The organism is Mesorhizobium sp. M6A.T.Cr.TU.017.01.1.1 (genome assembly GCF_004023115.1).
Classification (GTDB): domain Bacteria; phylum Pseudomonadota; class Alphaproteobacteria; order Rhizobiales; family Rhizobiaceae; genus Mesorhizobium; species Mesorhizobium mediterraneum.
The window spans coordinates 1-15,317 of record NZ_RZTA01000133.1; the positions used below are offsets into that span (position 1 = coordinate 1).

Annotated in this window: 12 protein-coding genes and 1 pseudogene; 4 read left to right on the top strand and 9 right to left on the bottom strand. The window is 62.2% G+C overall.

Features of this window, described 5'->3' with window-relative positions; genetic code table 11:
- The 5 genes from glgB to EOB36_RS29135 all read right to left on the bottom strand — a co-directional run.
- The coding region (gene glgB, locus EOB36_RS29110; RefSeq protein WP_128286234.1) for a 1,4-alpha-glucan branching protein GlgB at positions 1–2,128 on the bottom strand (2,128 nt) is incomplete at its 3' end.
- Positions 2,129–2,180: 52 nt separating this feature from the next.
- Positions 2,181–4,643: a glycogen/starch/alpha-glucan phosphorylase gene (locus EOB36_RS29115; RefSeq protein WP_095486095.1), complete on the bottom strand. Its 2,463-nt coding sequence runs from the start codon at positions 4,641–4,643 to the stop codon at positions 2,181–2,183.
- Positions 4,644–4,918: 275 nt separating this feature from the next.
- Positions 4,919–5,701: an ATP-binding cassette domain-containing protein gene (locus EOB36_RS29125; RefSeq protein ID WP_095486096.1), complete on the bottom strand. Its 783-nt coding sequence runs from the start codon at positions 5,699–5,701 to the stop codon at positions 4,919–4,921.
- A 2-nt stretch (positions 5,702–5,703) separates the two neighbouring features.
- Positions 5,704–6,768, bottom strand: coding sequence for an ABC transporter permease (locus tag EOB36_RS29130; RefSeq protein WP_095486216.1), 1,065 nt, complete (start codon positions 6,766–6,768; stop codon positions 5,704–5,706).
- A 155-nt stretch (positions 6,769–6,923) separates the two neighbouring features.
- A complete protein-coding gene (locus tag EOB36_RS29135; RefSeq protein WP_164547250.1) occupies positions 6,924–7,940 on the bottom strand; it encodes a sugar ABC transporter substrate-binding protein in 1,017 nt (338 codons plus the stop codon).
- A 234-nt stretch (positions 7,941–8,174) separates the two neighbouring features.
- Between EOB36_RS29135 and EOB36_RS29140 the strand changes: the two genes are divergently transcribed.
- The 4 genes and pseudogenes from EOB36_RS29140 to EOB36_RS29155 all read left to right on the top strand — a co-directional run bounded on the left by EOB36_RS29140 (position 8,175) and on the right by EOB36_RS29155 (position 11,876).
- Positions 8,175–9,401, top strand: a complete 1,227-nt coding sequence (locus EOB36_RS29140; RefSeq protein ID WP_095486098.1) for an ROK family transcriptional regulator — start codon at positions 8,175–8,177, stop codon at positions 9,399–9,401.
- 16 nt (positions 9,402–9,417) lie between these two features.
- Positions 9,418–9,567, top strand: a pseudogene (locus EOB36_RS36035) (RbsD/FucU domain-containing protein); the annotation flags it as partial.
- Positions 9,564–10,487: a carbohydrate kinase gene (locus EOB36_RS29150; RefSeq protein WP_095486099.1), complete on the top strand. Its 924-nt coding sequence runs from the start codon at positions 9,564–9,566 to the stop codon at positions 10,485–10,487. The pseudogene EOB36_RS36035 and the gene EOB36_RS29150, both read left to right, overlap by 4 nt.
- Before the next feature lie 246 nt (positions 10,488–10,733).
- Positions 10,734–11,876 (top strand): DegT/DnrJ/EryC1/StrS aminotransferase family protein, encoded by a 1,143-nt coding sequence (locus tag EOB36_RS29155; protein ID WP_095486100.1) that lies wholly within the window; start codon positions 10,734–10,736, stop codon positions 11,874–11,876.
- A 138-nt stretch (positions 11,877–12,014) separates the two neighbouring features.
- Here the strand turns inward: EOB36_RS29155 and EOB36_RS29160 are convergent, their stop codons facing one another.
- From EOB36_RS29160 to cysC, 4 genes are all read right to left on the bottom strand, one after another.
- Positions 12,015–12,443: a type II toxin-antitoxin system VapC family toxin gene (locus tag EOB36_RS29160; protein WP_095486101.1), complete on the bottom strand. Its 429-nt coding sequence runs from the start codon at positions 12,441–12,443 to the stop codon at positions 12,015–12,017.
- Positions 12,443–12,682, bottom strand: a complete 240-nt coding sequence (locus tag EOB36_RS29165; RefSeq protein WP_095486102.1) for a type II toxin-antitoxin system VapB family antitoxin — start codon at positions 12,680–12,682, stop codon at positions 12,443–12,445. The genes EOB36_RS29160 and EOB36_RS29165 overlap by 1 nt, the downstream gene beginning before the upstream one ends.
- A gap of 319 nt (positions 12,683–13,001) precedes the next feature.
- Positions 13,002–13,790, bottom strand: coding sequence for a 3'(2'),5'-bisphosphate nucleotidase CysQ (gene cysQ / locus EOB36_RS29170; protein ID WP_164759096.1), 789 nt, complete (start codon positions 13,788–13,790; stop codon positions 13,002–13,004).
- A gap of 10 nt (positions 13,791–13,800) precedes the next feature.
- Positions 13,801–15,317 (bottom strand): adenylyl-sulfate kinase (cysC, locus tag EOB36_RS29175; RefSeq protein WP_128286235.1); only part of this gene is annotated, 1,517 nt, incomplete at its 5' end.

The following is a 15,317-nucleotide window of genomic DNA, read 5'->3' on the forward strand; positions in this document are numbered from 1 at the left end:
CGACGGCGCCGCCATTGCCCTTGCCGGAACCGCCATAGTCGGCGGCGTCCGTATTGATGATCTCGCGCCATTTTCCGGCCGTCGGCAACGGCACGCGATAATTGTCGCGTGGCACGGGCGTGAAATTGGAGATGACGGCGACCGGATTTCCGCCCGGCGCGCTACGCAGCCAGGCAAAGACGGAGTTCGCGCTGTCGTCGACGATCAGCCAGGAAAAGCCCTCCGGCTCGCAGTCGCGCGCATGCAGCGCCGGGCGCGAACGGTAAAGATAGTTGAGATCGCGCACCGTTTGCCGGACGCCGCGGTGGAGCCGGAAATCGAGCAAATTCCAGTCGAGCGCGCGCGCCTCGCTCCACTCGCGGCGCTGGGCGAATTCCTGTCCCATGAACAACAGCTTCTTGCCGGGGTAGCCCCACATGAAGGCGTAGTAGGCGCGCAGCGTTGCGAATTTCTGCCAGTCGTCGCCGGCCATCTTGCCGAGCAGCGTGCCCTTGCCGTGCACGACCTCGTCATGGGAGAGCGGCAGCACGAAATTCTCTGAGAAGGCGTAGACCAGGCCGAAGGTGATATCGTTGTGGTGATGCTTGCGAAAAATCGGCTCCTTGGAAAAATACTCCAGCGTGTCGTGCATGAAGCCCATGTTCCACTTGAAGCCGAAACCCAGTCCGCCCTCATGCACCGGCTGCGAGACCTTTGGCCATGAGGTCGATTCCTCGGCAATCGTCATCACTCCCGGATGATGGCCATAGACCTCCTTGTTCATCCTCTGGAGGAAGCTGACCGCCTCGAGGTTCTCGCGCCCGCCCTTTTCGTTGGGAATCCATTCGCCGGCCTTGCGTGAATAATCGAGGTAGAGCATCGAGGCGACGGCATCGACCCGCAAACCGTCGACGTGGTATTTCTCAGCCCAGAACAGCGCATTGTTGACGAGGAACGAGACCACCTCGCGACGGCCGAAATTGTAGATCGCGGTGTTCCAGTCGGGATGGAAGCCCTTGCGCGGGTCGGCATGCTCATAGAGCGCGGTGCCGTCGAAATTGGCCAGGCCATGCGCGTCCACCGGGAAATGTGCCGGCACCCAGTCGAGGATGACGCCGACGCCGGCGCGGTGGGCGCCGTCGACGAAGCGGGCAAAACCGTCCGGATCGCCGAAGCGGGCCGACGGCGCGTAGAGGCCTGTCGTCTGGTAGCCCCAGGACGGGTCATAGGGATGTTCGGAGATCGGCATGAATTCGATATGGGTGAAACCCGTGTCGACGACGTAGGGGATCAGCCTTTCGGCGAGTTCGTCCCACGACAGGAAGCTGCCGTCGTCGTGAAGCTGCCAGGAGCCGGCATGGACCTCATAGATCGACACCGCCTCGCGCCTGGGGTCGGTGTTGCGCCAGAAATTGCGGTGCGCCTCGTCACCCCATTGATGCGCCGGCGGAAGCGCCGTCACCGAAGCGGTGGCCGGGCGCAGTTCGGATTTGAAGGCGAACGGATCGGCCTTCAGCGGCAGCCTCACGCCATCGGGTCCGATGATCTCGTATTTGTAGGGCCGGCCGGCGCCGATGTCGGGAATGAACAACTCCCAGATGCCGGTGTCGCGGCGGACGCGCATCGTATGCCTGCGGCCGTCCCATTCGTTGAAGTCGCCGACCACCGACACACGCCTGGCATTGGGCGCCCAGACGGCGAAATGCACGCCGGACGCACCCTCGTGGTCGATGAGATGCGCGCCGAGCTTGTCGAACAGCCTGAGATGCGAACCCTCGGCGATATAATAGTCGTCCAGCGGACCAAGCACCGGACCGAACGAATAGGGATCGGTCAGCCACCAGTCGCCACCGGCATTGCGCGCATGATAGCGCAGGGGCTGTCGCTTTTTGAGCGACAGCCTGCCCTCGAAGAAGCCGCCTTCGTCGCGCCTGGAGAGTTCGCCCGCTTTCTTGCCGGTCAGCGTATAGGCAGTGACGAGCTCGGCATGAGGGACGAAGCAGCGGGCGACAAAGCCCTTGTCAACCTCGTGCACACCGAGGACAGCGAAAGGATCACCATGCGTGCCGGCGACAATCGCCGCGACATCACCGGCTGACGCCAGTCCATCCGGCCCGCTTGTCGCAGCGGTCGCGCGCGGCTTCCTCATCAGGCAGTGACCCTCCCCGGGACCACGTTGTTCGTGGCCTCATGCAATCATATCAGACGGGCACGTTCCAGATTTCTTTCGCATATTGGCGGATCGTGCGGTCGGATGAGAACCAGCCGACGCGGGCGACATTGCGGATTGCCTTGGCGTGCCAATCCGGGCTGTTGCGCCAGACGGCGTCGACGTCGCGCTGGGTGGCGGCGTAGGCATCGAAATCCGCTGCGACCATGAACCAGTCGCTCTGATAGAGGCCGTTCATCAGGTCGCGATAGCGTTCCGGATCGTCAGGCGAAAAGACGCCCGACGAAACGGCAGCCACCGCCTGCGCCAGTTCGGGAGAGGCTTCGATCACGGATCGCGGATCGTAGCCGTTGCTGCGCCGCTCGGCGACCTGCTCAGTGGTCAGGCCGAAAATGAAGATGTTGTCGTCGCCGACGCATTCCTTGATCTCGACATTGGCGCCGTCGAGCGTGCCGATGGTCAGCGCACCGTTCAGCGCGAATTTCATGTTGCCGGTGCCGGAGGCTTCCATGCCGGCGGTCGATATCTGCTCCGAAAGGTCGGCGGCCGGCATCATGATCTCGGCCAGGCTGACATTGTAATTCGGCACGAACACCACTTTCAGCAAGCCGCGAACAGCCGGGTCGCGATTGATGACCTTGGCGACGTCGTTGGCGAGCTTGATGATCAGCTTGGCGTTGTGATAGCTGGGCGCCGCCTTGCCGCCGAAGAACTTGACGCGGGGCATCCAGTCGCGCTCCGGATGCGAGCGGATCTGGTCGTAGAGCGCGATCGCTTCGAGGATGTTCAGCAGCTGGCGCTTGTATTCGTGGATGCGCTTGATCTGGATGTCGAACAGCGCCGAGGGATCGACCTTGATGCCGAGGCGGTCGGCGACGAGATTGGCAAGCCTGACTTTGTTCGCCCGCTTGACGGCCGCGAACTTGTCGCGGAAGGCGGCGTCGTCGGCAAAGGCATCGAGCTCCTTGATCGCGTCGATGTCGTCGAGGAAGCGATCGCCGATTGCCTCGCGGGTGAGCGCGGTAAGACCGGGATTGCATTGGATCAGCCAACGACGCGGTGTGATGCCGTTGGTCTTGTTGTTGATGCGGTCGGGGTAGAGCTTGTGAAGGTCGGCAAACACCGTTTCCTTCATCAGCTCGGTGTGAAGGGCTGATACGCCGTTGATCGAGTGCGAGCCGACAAAGGCCAGATTGCCCATGCGTACCCGGCGGTCGCCATTTTCCTGGATCAGCGAGATGCGACCGATCTGTTCATCCGAGAACTGGTCGGAGGCGCGCGCCTCCAACAGCACTTCAGCGTTGATGGCGTAGACGATCTGCATATGGCGCGGCAAAAGCCGCTCGAACAGCGGCACCGGCCAGCTTTCGAGCGCTTCGGGAAGCAGCGTGTGGTTGGTATAGCCGAAGGTGCGCTTGGTGATGCTCCAGGCCTGGTCGAAATCCATGCCGTGGACATCCATCAGCAGGCGCATCAGCTCGGGCACCGCGATGGCCGGATGAGTGTCGTTCAGATGGATCGCCGCCTTGTCGGGCAGCGACTGCAGGTCGCCATACTGGCTGAGATGACGCTGGATGATGTCCTGCAACGATGCGGTCGAAAAGAAATACTCCTGTCTTAGCCGCAGCTCCTGACCAGCCTTGTGGGAATCGGCGGGGTAAAGGACGCGCGACAAAGCATCGGCCTTGTTGCTTTCGGCGAGCGCACCGATGTGGTCGCCGGCGTTGAACTTGTCGAGCAGGATCGGATCGATCGGCATGCCGGACCAGAGCCGCAGCGTGTTGACGCGGTTGGCCCGCCAACCGACCACCGGCGTATCGTAGGCAACCGCCAGAACATGTTCGATCGGCTTCCAGACGTGGCGCTCAAGCCTGCCGTCCTTCGAGGTGATCGATTCCACCGCGCCGCCGAAACCGACCTCGAAGGAGCGTTCGCGCCGCTCGAACTCCCAGGGGTTGCCGTGATCGAGCCAGGTCTCGGGCAGTTCGACCTGCCAGCCATCGTGGATTTCCTGACGAAACATGCCGTTGGCATAGCGAATGCCATAGCCATGCGCGGGGATGTCGACGGTTGCCATGCTTTCCATGAAGCAGGCGGCGAGCCGACCGAGACCGCCATTGCCAAGCGCTGCATCCGGCTCGAGGGCCGCGATGAGATCGAGGTCGACGCCGAGAGACCGCAGCGCTTCGCGCATATTGTCCATCAGGCCGAGGTTGGAGAAGGCGTCGCGCATCAGGCGGCCAATGAGGAATTCCAGCGACAAATAGTAGACGCGCTTTTCCTGCTGGGCGTAGGCCTCTTGCGTCGCCTGCATCCAGTGATCGACGATGCGGTCACGCACGACTTTGATCGAGGCGGTGAGCCAGTCGTATTGCGTGGCGACTGCGGTGCCCTTGCCGACCCTGTATTTGAGGGCCTTCAGGACTTCGTCAGCGAGCGTCTTGGGATCTGGGGTTTCGAGAATGGGAGCTTTGGATGCCATCGCGTGCGTCATGTCGCCTCTCGTGCGGTTGCCATGATCATACTGGCTTTCACCATTCCTCCCAGCCCATGCTAGCGCATATTTTGTTATACATTCAATCGAGTTAGATTGCCGCGGGGCAGCTTACCCTGCGGCAGTTTAGCAACTTAAAGCGCGTCGCGTTTGGGCGGCTTCCGCGATGCGTGCATGTCGTTATCCCAAAACCGCTACGCACTTTTGGGCGACATGCTTTCTCGTTTATGCATGTCGTTATCCCAAAACCGCTACGCACTTTTGGGCGACATGCATCAGGCCGCCAGCGCCGCCTCCGGCGGAAGCTTCGCTCCGGTCATGAAGGCGACGGCGTCGGACATCGTATATTGCTTGGGATCGATGACACAGAGGCGACGGCCAAGCCGATGGATGTGAATGCGGTCGGCCACCTCGAAGACATGCGGCATGTTGTGCGAGATCAGCACGATCGGCAGGCCGCGCTTCTTCACGTCGAGGATCAGTTCGAGCACGCGGCGGCTCTCCTTGACGCCTAACGCCGCTGTCGGCTCATCCATGATGACCATCTTCGAGCCGAAGGCGGCGGCCCGCGCTACCGCCACGCCCTGGCGTTGGCCACCCGAGAGCGTTTCCACGGCCTGGCTGATGTTCTGGATGGTCATCAGGCCAAGTTCGGTGAGCTTGTCGCGGGCGCGCTTTTCCATGGCCGGCCGGTCGAGCATGCGCAGCCAGTCGCCCAGAAAACCCGGTTTGCGGATCTCGCGACCGAGGAACATGTTGTCGGCGATCGACAACGCCGGCGATAGCGCCAGGTTCTGGTAGACGGTTTCGATGCCGGCCTCGCGGGCCTCGATGGGCGACTTGAAGAGCACCTGCTTGCCGTCCAACTCGATGGTCCCCTCGTCCGGAATCACGGCGCCAGAGATCGCCTTGATCAGCGTCGACTTGCCTGCGCCGTTGTCGCCGATCACGGCCAGGATTTCTCCCGGATAGAGATCGAAGTCGCAGCTATTCAGTGCGGTGACGCGGCCATAGCGCTTGACGAGGCCGCGCGCGGTGAGGATGGGCTCCTGGGTCATGGTTACACCGAAACCTTTCTGATCCACTGGTCGATTGCCACGGCGCCGATAATCAGCACACCGGTAAGCAGCACTTTCCATTGCGGATCGGCGCCCAGCATGTTGAGGCCCATCGAAACGACGCCGACGATCATAGCGCCGAACAGCGTGCCCAGAATCGACCCGCGTCCGCCGAAGAGGGAAATGCCGCCGATCACCGTCGCGGTGATCGCCTGCAAATTGTAGTCGGTTACAGCGGCGGACGGCGAGATCGAGCCGTTGCGGCCGATGGAGACCCAGGCAGCGAAAGCGGCGATCAGCCCGGCAAGGGTGTAAACCGAGATCAGCACCTTCTTGGTCTGGATGCCCGACAGTTTTGCCGCCTCCGGATCATCGCCGACGGCGTAGACATGGCGGCCCCATGCCGTGTGATTAAGCACGTACCACAGGATCAGCACCAGCACGACCATGGCAATGACGCCGATTGTCAGCACCGCTGTGCCGATCTTGAAGTTCAGGCCAAACAGATGGAGCAGCGGCGCCTGGACGTCGACGTCGGCGTCGCGGATCGTCTCATTGGCCGAATAGATGAAGTTCGTGGCCATGACGATGTTCCAGGTGCCGAGCGTGACGATGAAGGGCGGCAGCTTCATGTAGGCGACCAGCAGCCCATTGAGCAGCCCGCAGGCCCCGCCGGCGGCAAGCCCGATCACCACCGCAAGCAAGGTCGGCAGACCATAGGTGACCGCGCAATTGCCCATGATCACGGCCGAAATCACCATGATCACGCCGATTGACAGGTCGATGCCGGCTGTAAGGATGACCAGCGTCTGCGCGGCTCCGAGAATACCGACGATGGCAATCTGCTGCAGGATCAGCGTCAGCGTGTAGGACGAAAAGAACCGCCCTCCGATGGTGACGCCGAAGACAGCGATCGACAGAACCAGCACGATCAGCGGCACTGCAGCCGGAGTGGAATGCAAAAAATGCTGGATGCGCTTGACGATCGACGTGCCGTGCTCGTCAAAAGCAGCAACGCTTGTCTCGCTGTTCGAGAGAGCCTTTTCGAATTCCTGAACCTGAGCCATGTTTCCTCCCATGGGGCCTCAGCCACGCCGACGCCCGTCCAACCATTCCCGATCTGCCGCCGGAATTGTTCGCGCTTGCGATAGCGCATCGTCCGCCCGAAACGACCGGGGATCAAGCCCCCGGCCGATCGGTTCTGTTGCCTGTCAGACCGGCATCAGCCCCAGCACTTGGCGAGGCCTTCCTTGGTGTCGATGGACTTCACGCCTTCCGCCGGCTTGTCGGTCACGAGGTTCACGCCCGTGTCGAAGAAATCCTTGCCTTCGGTCGGCTTGGGCTTCGTCCCATCCTTGGCGAAAGCGGCGATCGCTTCGATGCCGAGTGCCGCCATCTGGAGCGGATATTGCTGCGAGGTCGCGCCGATCACGCCCTCGGCGACCGACTTCACGCCGGGACAGCCGCCGTCAACCGAGACGATCAGCACGTTGCCTTCGAGGCCCACGGCCTTGAGCGCCTGGTAGGCGCCGACGGCTGCCGGCTCGTTGATGGTATGGATGACATTGATGCCGGGATCCTTCTGGAGAAGGTTCTCCATCGCCTTGCGGCCGCCTTCCTCGTTGCCGTTCGTGACATCGTGGCCGACGATGCGTGCATCGTCCTCATCGCCGATCTTGTTGGGATCCTTCACGTCGATGCCGTAGCCCATCATGAAGCCCTGGTCGCGCAAGACGTCGACCGTCGGTTGCGAGGGGGTCAGGTCGAGGAAGCCGATCTTGGCATCCTTCGCCTTGTCGCCGAGCGTCGCGGCGGCCCACGCGCCGATCAGCTTGCCGGCCTCCAGATTGTCGGTCGCGAAGGTCGCGTCGGCGGCGTCGAGCGGATCAAGCGGCGTGTCCAGCGCGATCACGAGCAGACCGGCGTCACGTGCCTTCTTCACCGCCGGGACGATACCCTTGGTGTCCGACGCGGTGATCAGGATGCCCTTGGCGCCGTCGGCGATGCAGCTTTCGATCGCCGCCACCTGGCTCTCGCTGTCGCCGTCGATCTTGCCTGCGTAGGCTTTAAGCTCAACGCCGAGCTCTTTGGCCTTGGCGGCCGCGCCTTCCTTCATCTTGACGAAGAAGGGGTTGGTGTCGGTCTTGGTGATCAGGCAGGCGCCGACGTCGGCAGCGGACGCGGCCGAGGTGAACGCCATCAGACCCAGTCCGGCCGCGGCAAAAACGGTGGACTTCAATAGTGCTGTCTTGGTCACGATTTTCCTCCCAGTGGAACCATTTCGGATGCCGGCCAACCGGCATCCGCACAAGCATCCAGACGACTTCTCCCGGCGTGGACGCCTGGCCCAACACAACACCAGGCCGAGGTTTCTGTCAATAATTAAATCACTCTTATTTATTATTGACAGGACTGCATCGTTCACTCATTCTGGCCCCAAAAGCTTTGAGGGGAAACGACGGGAGGAACAAGGGTGGAGACCGGCATTACGGGGCACGGTTCGCCCGAGGCAGCCGAAAGCCGCATTCATCGCGGCACCAACCAGAGCGGCATGCGAGACCACAATGAGCGGCTGGTGCTGTCTCTGGTGCGTCGGCACGGCAGCCTGGCCAAGTCCGACATTGCGCGCATGACCGGACTTTCGGCTCAGACAGTTTCCGTCATCATGCGCGAGCTCGAGGTGGACAAGCTCCTTGTCCGCCAGGCGCCGTTGCGCGGCAAGATCGGCCAACCCTCCATTCCGATGGCGCTCAATCCCGATGGCGCCTATTTCATCGGCCTGAAGATCGGCCGTCGCAGCGCCGAACTCGTGCTGATCGACTTTCTCGGCAATGTACGCTCGATGCTGCAGCATTCCTACCGCTATCCGGCACCGCGCGAGACGGTCGAATTCGTCACCTCCGGCATGAAGACGATGCGCGGCGAGCTCACCCCGGCGCAGGACAAGCGCATTGCCGGGCTCGGTATCGCCATGCCGTTCGAATTGTGGAACTGGGCCGATACGGCAGGTGCGCCGCGCGACGTCATGGACGAATGGCGCCACCGCGACATCCGCGCCGATATCCAGGCGCAGTGCGAATTCCCCGTCTATCTGCAGAATGATGCCACCTCGGCTTGCGGCGCCGAGCTGGTGTTCGGCAAGGCGGGTGCGGCGCGCGACTTCGTCTATTTCTATATCGGTGCCTTCGCCGGCGGCGGCATCGTGCTCAACGGTCACCTTTTTGGCGGGCCGACCGGCAATGCCGGCGCGCTGGGTTCGATGCCGGTGCCCGGACCGGACGGCAAGCCGACCCAACTGATCGACGTGGCGTCGATCGCCATGCTGGAAAAGGCGCTCAACGCGCGCGGTGTCGAGGCCTCGCATCTGTGGACGTCACCGGAGGATTGGGGCGAGATCGGCGTCGAGCTTGACGACTGGATCGCCTGCGCCTCGCAAGCGCTCGCCTATGCCATCGTGGCAGCATCCTCGGTTATCGATTTCGAGGCAGCGGTGATCGACGGATGGATGCCGAAGGCCGTGCGGCGCCGGCTCGTCGATGCCGTTGTCGAAGCCATCGGCAACATCGACGGCGAAGGCCTGAACCTCCCAGCCGTTCGCGAGGGCACTGTCGGTATTCATGCACGTGCCCTGGGCGGCGCCAGCCTGCCGCTTTCCGAGCGCTTCCTCATCGGTTCGACGACGATTTCCAGGAGTGCTTGAGTTTGCTGGTCGGAATGGTTGCAAGGCGGTTGCGCTTGCCGGCGCCGGCTTCTATCTACGGGTCAGATCCGCGCACGCGATCGTCGCGACAAACGAGCCGTAGCTCTACGCCAACATCATCATCCGCAAGGGTGTGATCTATCCGCCGGAGAACTGCAAATCATGATCCTCTGTTGCGGCGAAGCCCTGATCGACATGCTGCCGCGTACCACGACGGAGGGCGAGCCGGCCTTTGCCCCCTATGTCGGCGGCGCGGTGTTCAACACCGCTATTGCGCTCGGCAGGCTGGGAGCACCCGCCGGTTTCTTTTCCGGCCTGTCGTCGGACCTGTTCGGCGGCCAGTTCAGGGACGCACTGGGAGAGAGCAAGGTCAGTTCCACCTATGCGCACACATCTCCCCGGCCGACCACGCTTGCCTTCGTGCGGCTGGACAACGGCCAGGCGACCTACACGTTCTACGATGAAAACACAGCCGGACGCATGCTGACCGTCGACGATCTGCCGAAACTCGGCAGCGAGATCGAAGCCATGCTGTTCGGCGCCATCAGCCTGATCTCGGAGCCGGCCGGATCGGCCTACGAGGAATTCATGCGGCGCGAGCATAAGCGCCGCGTCATGATGCTCGACCCCAACATTCGGCCCAATTTCATCCCTGACAAGGCCAAGCATCTCCGGCGCATCCGCTCTATGATGGCGATGGCCGACATCGTGAAACTGTCGGATGAGGACCTCAACTGGTTCGGCGAAGCCGGCTCGCACGAAGACGTCGTCCGCAACTGGCTGGATCGCGGCCCGACCCTGATCGTCGTCACCCATGGCAGCGAAGGCGCTGCCGGCTACACCAGGGATCACAAGGTCACGGTCGTGCCGGACAAGGTCGAGGTGGTCGATACGGTCGGCGCCGGCGACACGTTCAACGCCGGCATCCTGGCCTCGCTGCACGAGCAAGGCCTGCTGTCGAAGGAGGCGATCGCCAATCTGCCGGAAGACGCCATCCACAAGGCGCTGACGCTCGGCGCCAAGGCTGCGGCGGTTACCGTGTCGCGAGCCGGCGCCAATCCGCCATGGCGGCACGAAATCGCCTGATTGCACGGCGATACACCCAGCTTGGCGATCACTTTATGTTTCGCCGGCCGGACGCGACGCGATATGAAAACCAAATGATGCCTGACGAAGCCCGGATTTCCGGCATCTTCAAAGGGCACCTCGGAAATCAGAGGTAACAGGCTGCGACACTTGAGCAATTCGCGGTTTGGTTCGTGCAGCTTTCTCGGCTGGCGCAACTCTGATACCAGCGGCCGGTTATCTGGCTAGTACCGTTTTGAGGCCGACATGCAGTTCATCGATCTTGGCGCGCAGCGCGAACGAATCCGCGACAGGCTGAAAGTGGCGATCGACCGCGTCGTCGATGAGGGACGCTATATTCTGGGACCTGAGGTCACCGAATTCGAAAATAAGCTCGCCGCCTATATCGGCACCAAGCATGTCGTCGCCTGCGCCAACGGCACCGACGCGCTGCTGTTGCCGCTGTTTGCGGCCGGCATCGGCCCAGGCGACGCGGTGTTCGTGCCGAGCTTCACCTTCGCCGCCACGGCGGAAGTGGTGGCGCTGGCCAAGGCCGAGCCGGTTTTCGTCGATGTCGATCCCAATACCTACAACATCGACATCGCCAGCCTCGAGGCTGCCATCGCCATGATCAAGGCGGAAGGCCGGCTGAAGCCAAGGGCGATCATTCCCGTCGACCTGTTCGGGCTTGCCGCCGACTACGAGGCGATCATGGCGATCGCCAACCGCGAAGGGCTGATGGTTATCGAGGATGCTGCCCAGTCGATGGGCGGCTCGATCGACGGCAAGATGTGCGGTTCGTTCGGCGCGGTCGGCTCGACCAGCTTCTACCCGGCAAAGCCGCTCGGCTGCTATGGTGACGGGGGCGCGATGTTCACCAATGACGATGCGCTGGCCGAACAGCTCCGCTCGTTCGCCTTCCACGGCAAGGGCGAAACCCAGTATGACAATGTCCGCGTCGGCATCAATTCGCGGCTCGACACGTTGCAGGCGGCGATCCTGATCGAGAAGCTGGCCATTCTCGAAGACGAGATGGTTGCCCGGCAAGCGGTTGCAAATCGTTACGCCGAAGGGCTCGGCGACATCCTCAAGGCGGCGCGCAACCTGGACGGCGGCCGTTCGGCCTGGGCGCAATACGCCGTCGAGACGCCGAAGCGCGACGGGCTCAAGGCGCATCTCGGCGAAAAGGGTATTCCTTCGGTCATCTATTACGTGAAGCCGCTGCACAGCCAGATCGCCTACCGCGACTATCCGCGCACGCCGTCCGGTCTTGCCGTTTCGGAGGAGCTGCCAAAGCGGATTCTCTGCCTGCCCATGCACCCTTACCTGAGCGAAGCCGATCAGGACCGGATCATCGAGACGATCCGCAACTATATCGGCTCGAATTCGGCGGACGTCGCCGCAGCGTAGAGCTTCACGCGCGCGATCACAGTCTAGCCGGTATGCCTTCCAGCAGCACGCCGATCGCGGCATCAACAGGCGTCAGTTGCGACGACGCGCTTCCCCGGCGCCAGCGCATGGCGGAGGCCGCCCTCCCCTTCCGATATCTCAAGTCTTGGCACCCACAGTCGCGACATCGGTAAGCGCAAATCCCGCATCTATGGTCAGGATCGGCGCTTGGTAGGATTTCGCGGTGGCATAATGGAAGCAATCGGCAAGATTGAGCGCACTATTGCGTTCAGCGTCCGGATAGCGGTGCCGTCCATAGCGATCGAAGGCTTGCAGCGCGGCGGTCAACTCACGGCTCGAAATCGCCAGAACCTCGACCCCAGCCGCTTCAAGGAACTCCTGCACTCGCGCTTCAGCTTCTGCCATGGGAATGCGCTTTTTGCGAAACAGCCCAACAGTCGCTTCCCATGCAGCCACGACCGATGTGATCGGCCGCGGCGAGCGCGCGGCATCTAGCGCCGCCGCAAGGTTCTCGGCCCCAGGCTCTTCCGTCACAATTGCGATGATTGCCGACGCATCGACGAACATCAGTAGTCGCCGCTGAGGTCATCGAAAAACGCCCGGTCTGCCGCAAGGCCGGTGTCCGGATAGGCCGCAATTTTCGCGCGCAAAGGCTTCAGCCGCTCCCACAGAGGGATCGCCTCCTCGGCACGGCGCAGTTCGTTTTCCAGGGCCAGCTTCACGGCAGCCGTCTTGTTCAACCGCGTGCGCGCCGCCAATTTTTCGGCAAGCATATTTACCTCTTCACTGCGAATGTTGAGCGGCATAGCGAATTCTCCTATGTGTAGACGTACATATAGAAACGCCAACACGTGATGGCAACCGCCCATCAGGAGAGCATAAGGTTTTGTGTGCGGCGGAATGCGAACGTAGCCAAGAAGAACCTGTTCTTGGGGCCACGTCTGATTGCCCGCGGCCGGTCATGTATTTTAACTCGAGCGGCGATGTTTTGGGCGAAATCGTTTCGTCGAAGAGTTCTGTGCGCCAGATGCCACGACCGAAGCGGGGATCGTGACGCGCGGTCTCAGCCGGATTTATGCTTCGCACGGCGATCCACGCCCTGCAGGGCTAGCGACGTTATAATCGTCAGGTTGGCCCGACTGCCTTGCCGCTGGCTATGAAATGCGGATTGGCGAAGTCCTCGTCATCGCTCTGATTGCGCTTGCCGTAGGCCAGCGGTTTGCCATCAAGCGTGCGCGTCATGCCGCCGGCGGCGCGCAGCACCGCATCGCCGGCCGCGGTATCCCATTCCATGGTGCGGCCGAAGCGCGGATAGACGTCGGCCTCGGCGCCGGCGACAAGACAGAATTTCAGCGACGAGCCGACCGAGACGATCTCGGCAGCGCCTACCGTGCGGATATAGGCTTCGGTCTCGGGCGTGTTGTGGGACCGGCTGGCGACGATGGTCAGTGGCGCCACACCGGCCCTGGCCGAAATCGGCCGACGGCCGATGATCTGGTAGTCGCCATCGACTTCGATTGCTTCCGCCCTGCCCGGCCGGCCGGAAAAAAAGCGTCCGGTGCATGGCGCAAAGACCACGCCGATCTCCGGCACGCCGTGGCGGACGAGCGCGATGTTGACGGTGAAGTCGGTCCTGCGGTTGACGAATTCCTTGGTGCCGTCGAGCGGATCCACCAGAAAAAAGGCGTCGTCGAGGTCGGGCGGCACGATGCCGGCCGATGCCTCTTCCTCAGCCACGCAAGGGATGTCGGGGAACGCGGCGCGCAAGCCGGCGAGGATGATCTTTTCGCTCTCGCGATCGGCCTCGGTCACCGGCGAGCTGTCTGATTTCTGATCGACCGCGCAACCAGCATCGAAAACCCGCATCACCTCTCGCCCCGCCGCCAAGGCAAGGCGCTCGAACACGCCGAGCATCGCTTCGTCGTCAGATGCCGCCGCCGCTATCGTATTGGTTTTCGGCAATGTCGCGCTCGTTCAGCCAGAGTTCCAGGGCCTCTACCATCTCCTCGGCAGACTTGCCGAGTGTCTTGAGATGGATTTCGGGGTTTTCAGGAGCCTCATACGGGGAATCGACGCCGGTGAAATTCTTGATTTCGCCATTCAACGCCCGCGCATAGAGACCCTTCGGATCGCGTCTGGCGCATTCCTCAAAGGGTGTATCGACAAACACCTCGACGAATTCACCGTTGGCCATCATCTCCCTGGCCATGCGCCGCTCCGCGCTGAAGGGCGAAATGAAGGAAACAATGACGATCAGCCCGGCATCGGCCATCAGGCGCGCCACTTCCGCAACGCGGCGAATGTTTTCGACGCGGTCGGCGTCGGTGAAGCCAAGATCGCGATTGAGGCCGTGGCGAACATTATCGCCATCCAGGATGTAGGTGTGGCGGCCGGTGGCGAACAGCTTCTTCTCGAAGAGGTTGGCGATGGTCGACTTGCCCGAGCCCGAGAGCCCGGTGAACCAGAACACGGCAGGCCGCTGGTTCTTCAGATCGGCGCGGCCGTGCTTGCCGACATCGAGCGATTGCCAGTGAATGTTTTCGGCGCGGCGCAGCGAATGCAGGATCATCCCGGCGCCGACCGTGGCGTTGGTGATGCGGTCGATCAGGATGAAGGCGCCGGTCGTGCGGTTCTCAGCGAAAGTGTCGAAGGCGATCGGCGCCCGCGTCGAGATGTTGCAGATGCCGACCTCGTTCATTTCGAGCGACTTGGCCGCCTCATGGGCAAAGTCGTTGACGTTGACGCGGTATTTCAGGTCGGTGACGGTGGCACTGGTCTGATCGGTCTCGGTCCGCAGGATGTAGGAGCGGCCCGGCAACAGCGCATGCTCATCGAACCAGACGATGTTGGCGGCGAACTGGTCGGCGACCTGAGGCCGCGCCGCCGGCGACACCAGCATATTGCCGCGCGAGACCTCGACCTCGTCGTCGAGAACTAGGGTGATGGCTTGGCCGGCAACCGCTTGGCTCAGATCGCCGCCATGCGAGACGATGCGCCTGACGTGAGCGGACTTGCCGGATTTGGCGACAACAACCTCGTCGCCTGTTGAGACGGAACCGGAAGCAATCGTGCCGGCAAAACCGCGAAAATCGAGATTGGGGCGGTTCACGTACTGCACCGGAAAACGGAACGGCAGTTCGACAACGGCTTCATCGACCGACACGGTTTCCAGATGTTCGATCAGCGTCGGCCCGGAATACCACTTCGTCTTGTCCGAGCGGCTGGTGACGTTGTCGCCGTAACGGGCAGACATCGGGATGGGCACGATCGTCTGGAAGCCGAGCTTGTGCGAAAATTGCCTGAAATCCTCGATGATTCGTTCGAAGACGGCCTTGTCGAAGCCGACGAGATCGATCTTGTTGACGGCGAGCACGATGTGCCGGATGCCCAGCAGCGAGGCGATGATCGAGTGGCGCCTTGTCTGGCGCAGCACACCTTGGC

Bases quoted from the DNA above. Each gene is read 5' to 3' on its own strand.
- cysQ (WP_164759096.1), bottom strand. From the start codon at position 13,790: ATGCTCGGCGTGTTCGAGCGCCTTGCCTTGGCGGCGGGGCGAGAGGTG.
- EOB36_RS29115 (WP_095486095.1), bottom strand. From the start codon at position 4,643: ATGACGCACGCGATGGCATCCAAAGCTCCCATTCTCGAAACCCCAGAT.
- EOB36_RS29165 (WP_095486102.1), bottom strand. From the start codon at position 12,682: ATGCCGCTCAACATTCGCAGTGAAGAGGTAAATATGCTTGCCGAAAAA.
- EOB36_RS29155 (WP_095486100.1), top strand. From the start codon at position 10,734: ATGCAGTTCATCGATCTTGGCGCGCAGCGCGAACGAATCCGCGACAGG.
- EOB36_RS29150 (WP_095486099.1), top strand. From the start codon at position 9,564: ATGATCCTCTGTTGCGGCGAAGCCCTGATCGACATGCTGCCGCGTACC.
- EOB36_RS29130 (WP_095486216.1), bottom strand. From the start codon at position 6,768: ATGGCTCAGGTTCAGGAATTCGAAAAGGCTCTCTCGAACAGCGAGACA.
- EOB36_RS29125 (WP_095486096.1), bottom strand. From the start codon at position 5,701: ATGACCCAGGAGCCCATCCTCACCGCGCGCGGCCTCGTCAAGCGCTAT.
- EOB36_RS29160 (WP_095486101.1), bottom strand. From the start codon at position 12,443: ATGTTCGTCGATGCGTCGGCAATCATCGCAATTGTGACGGAAGAGCCT.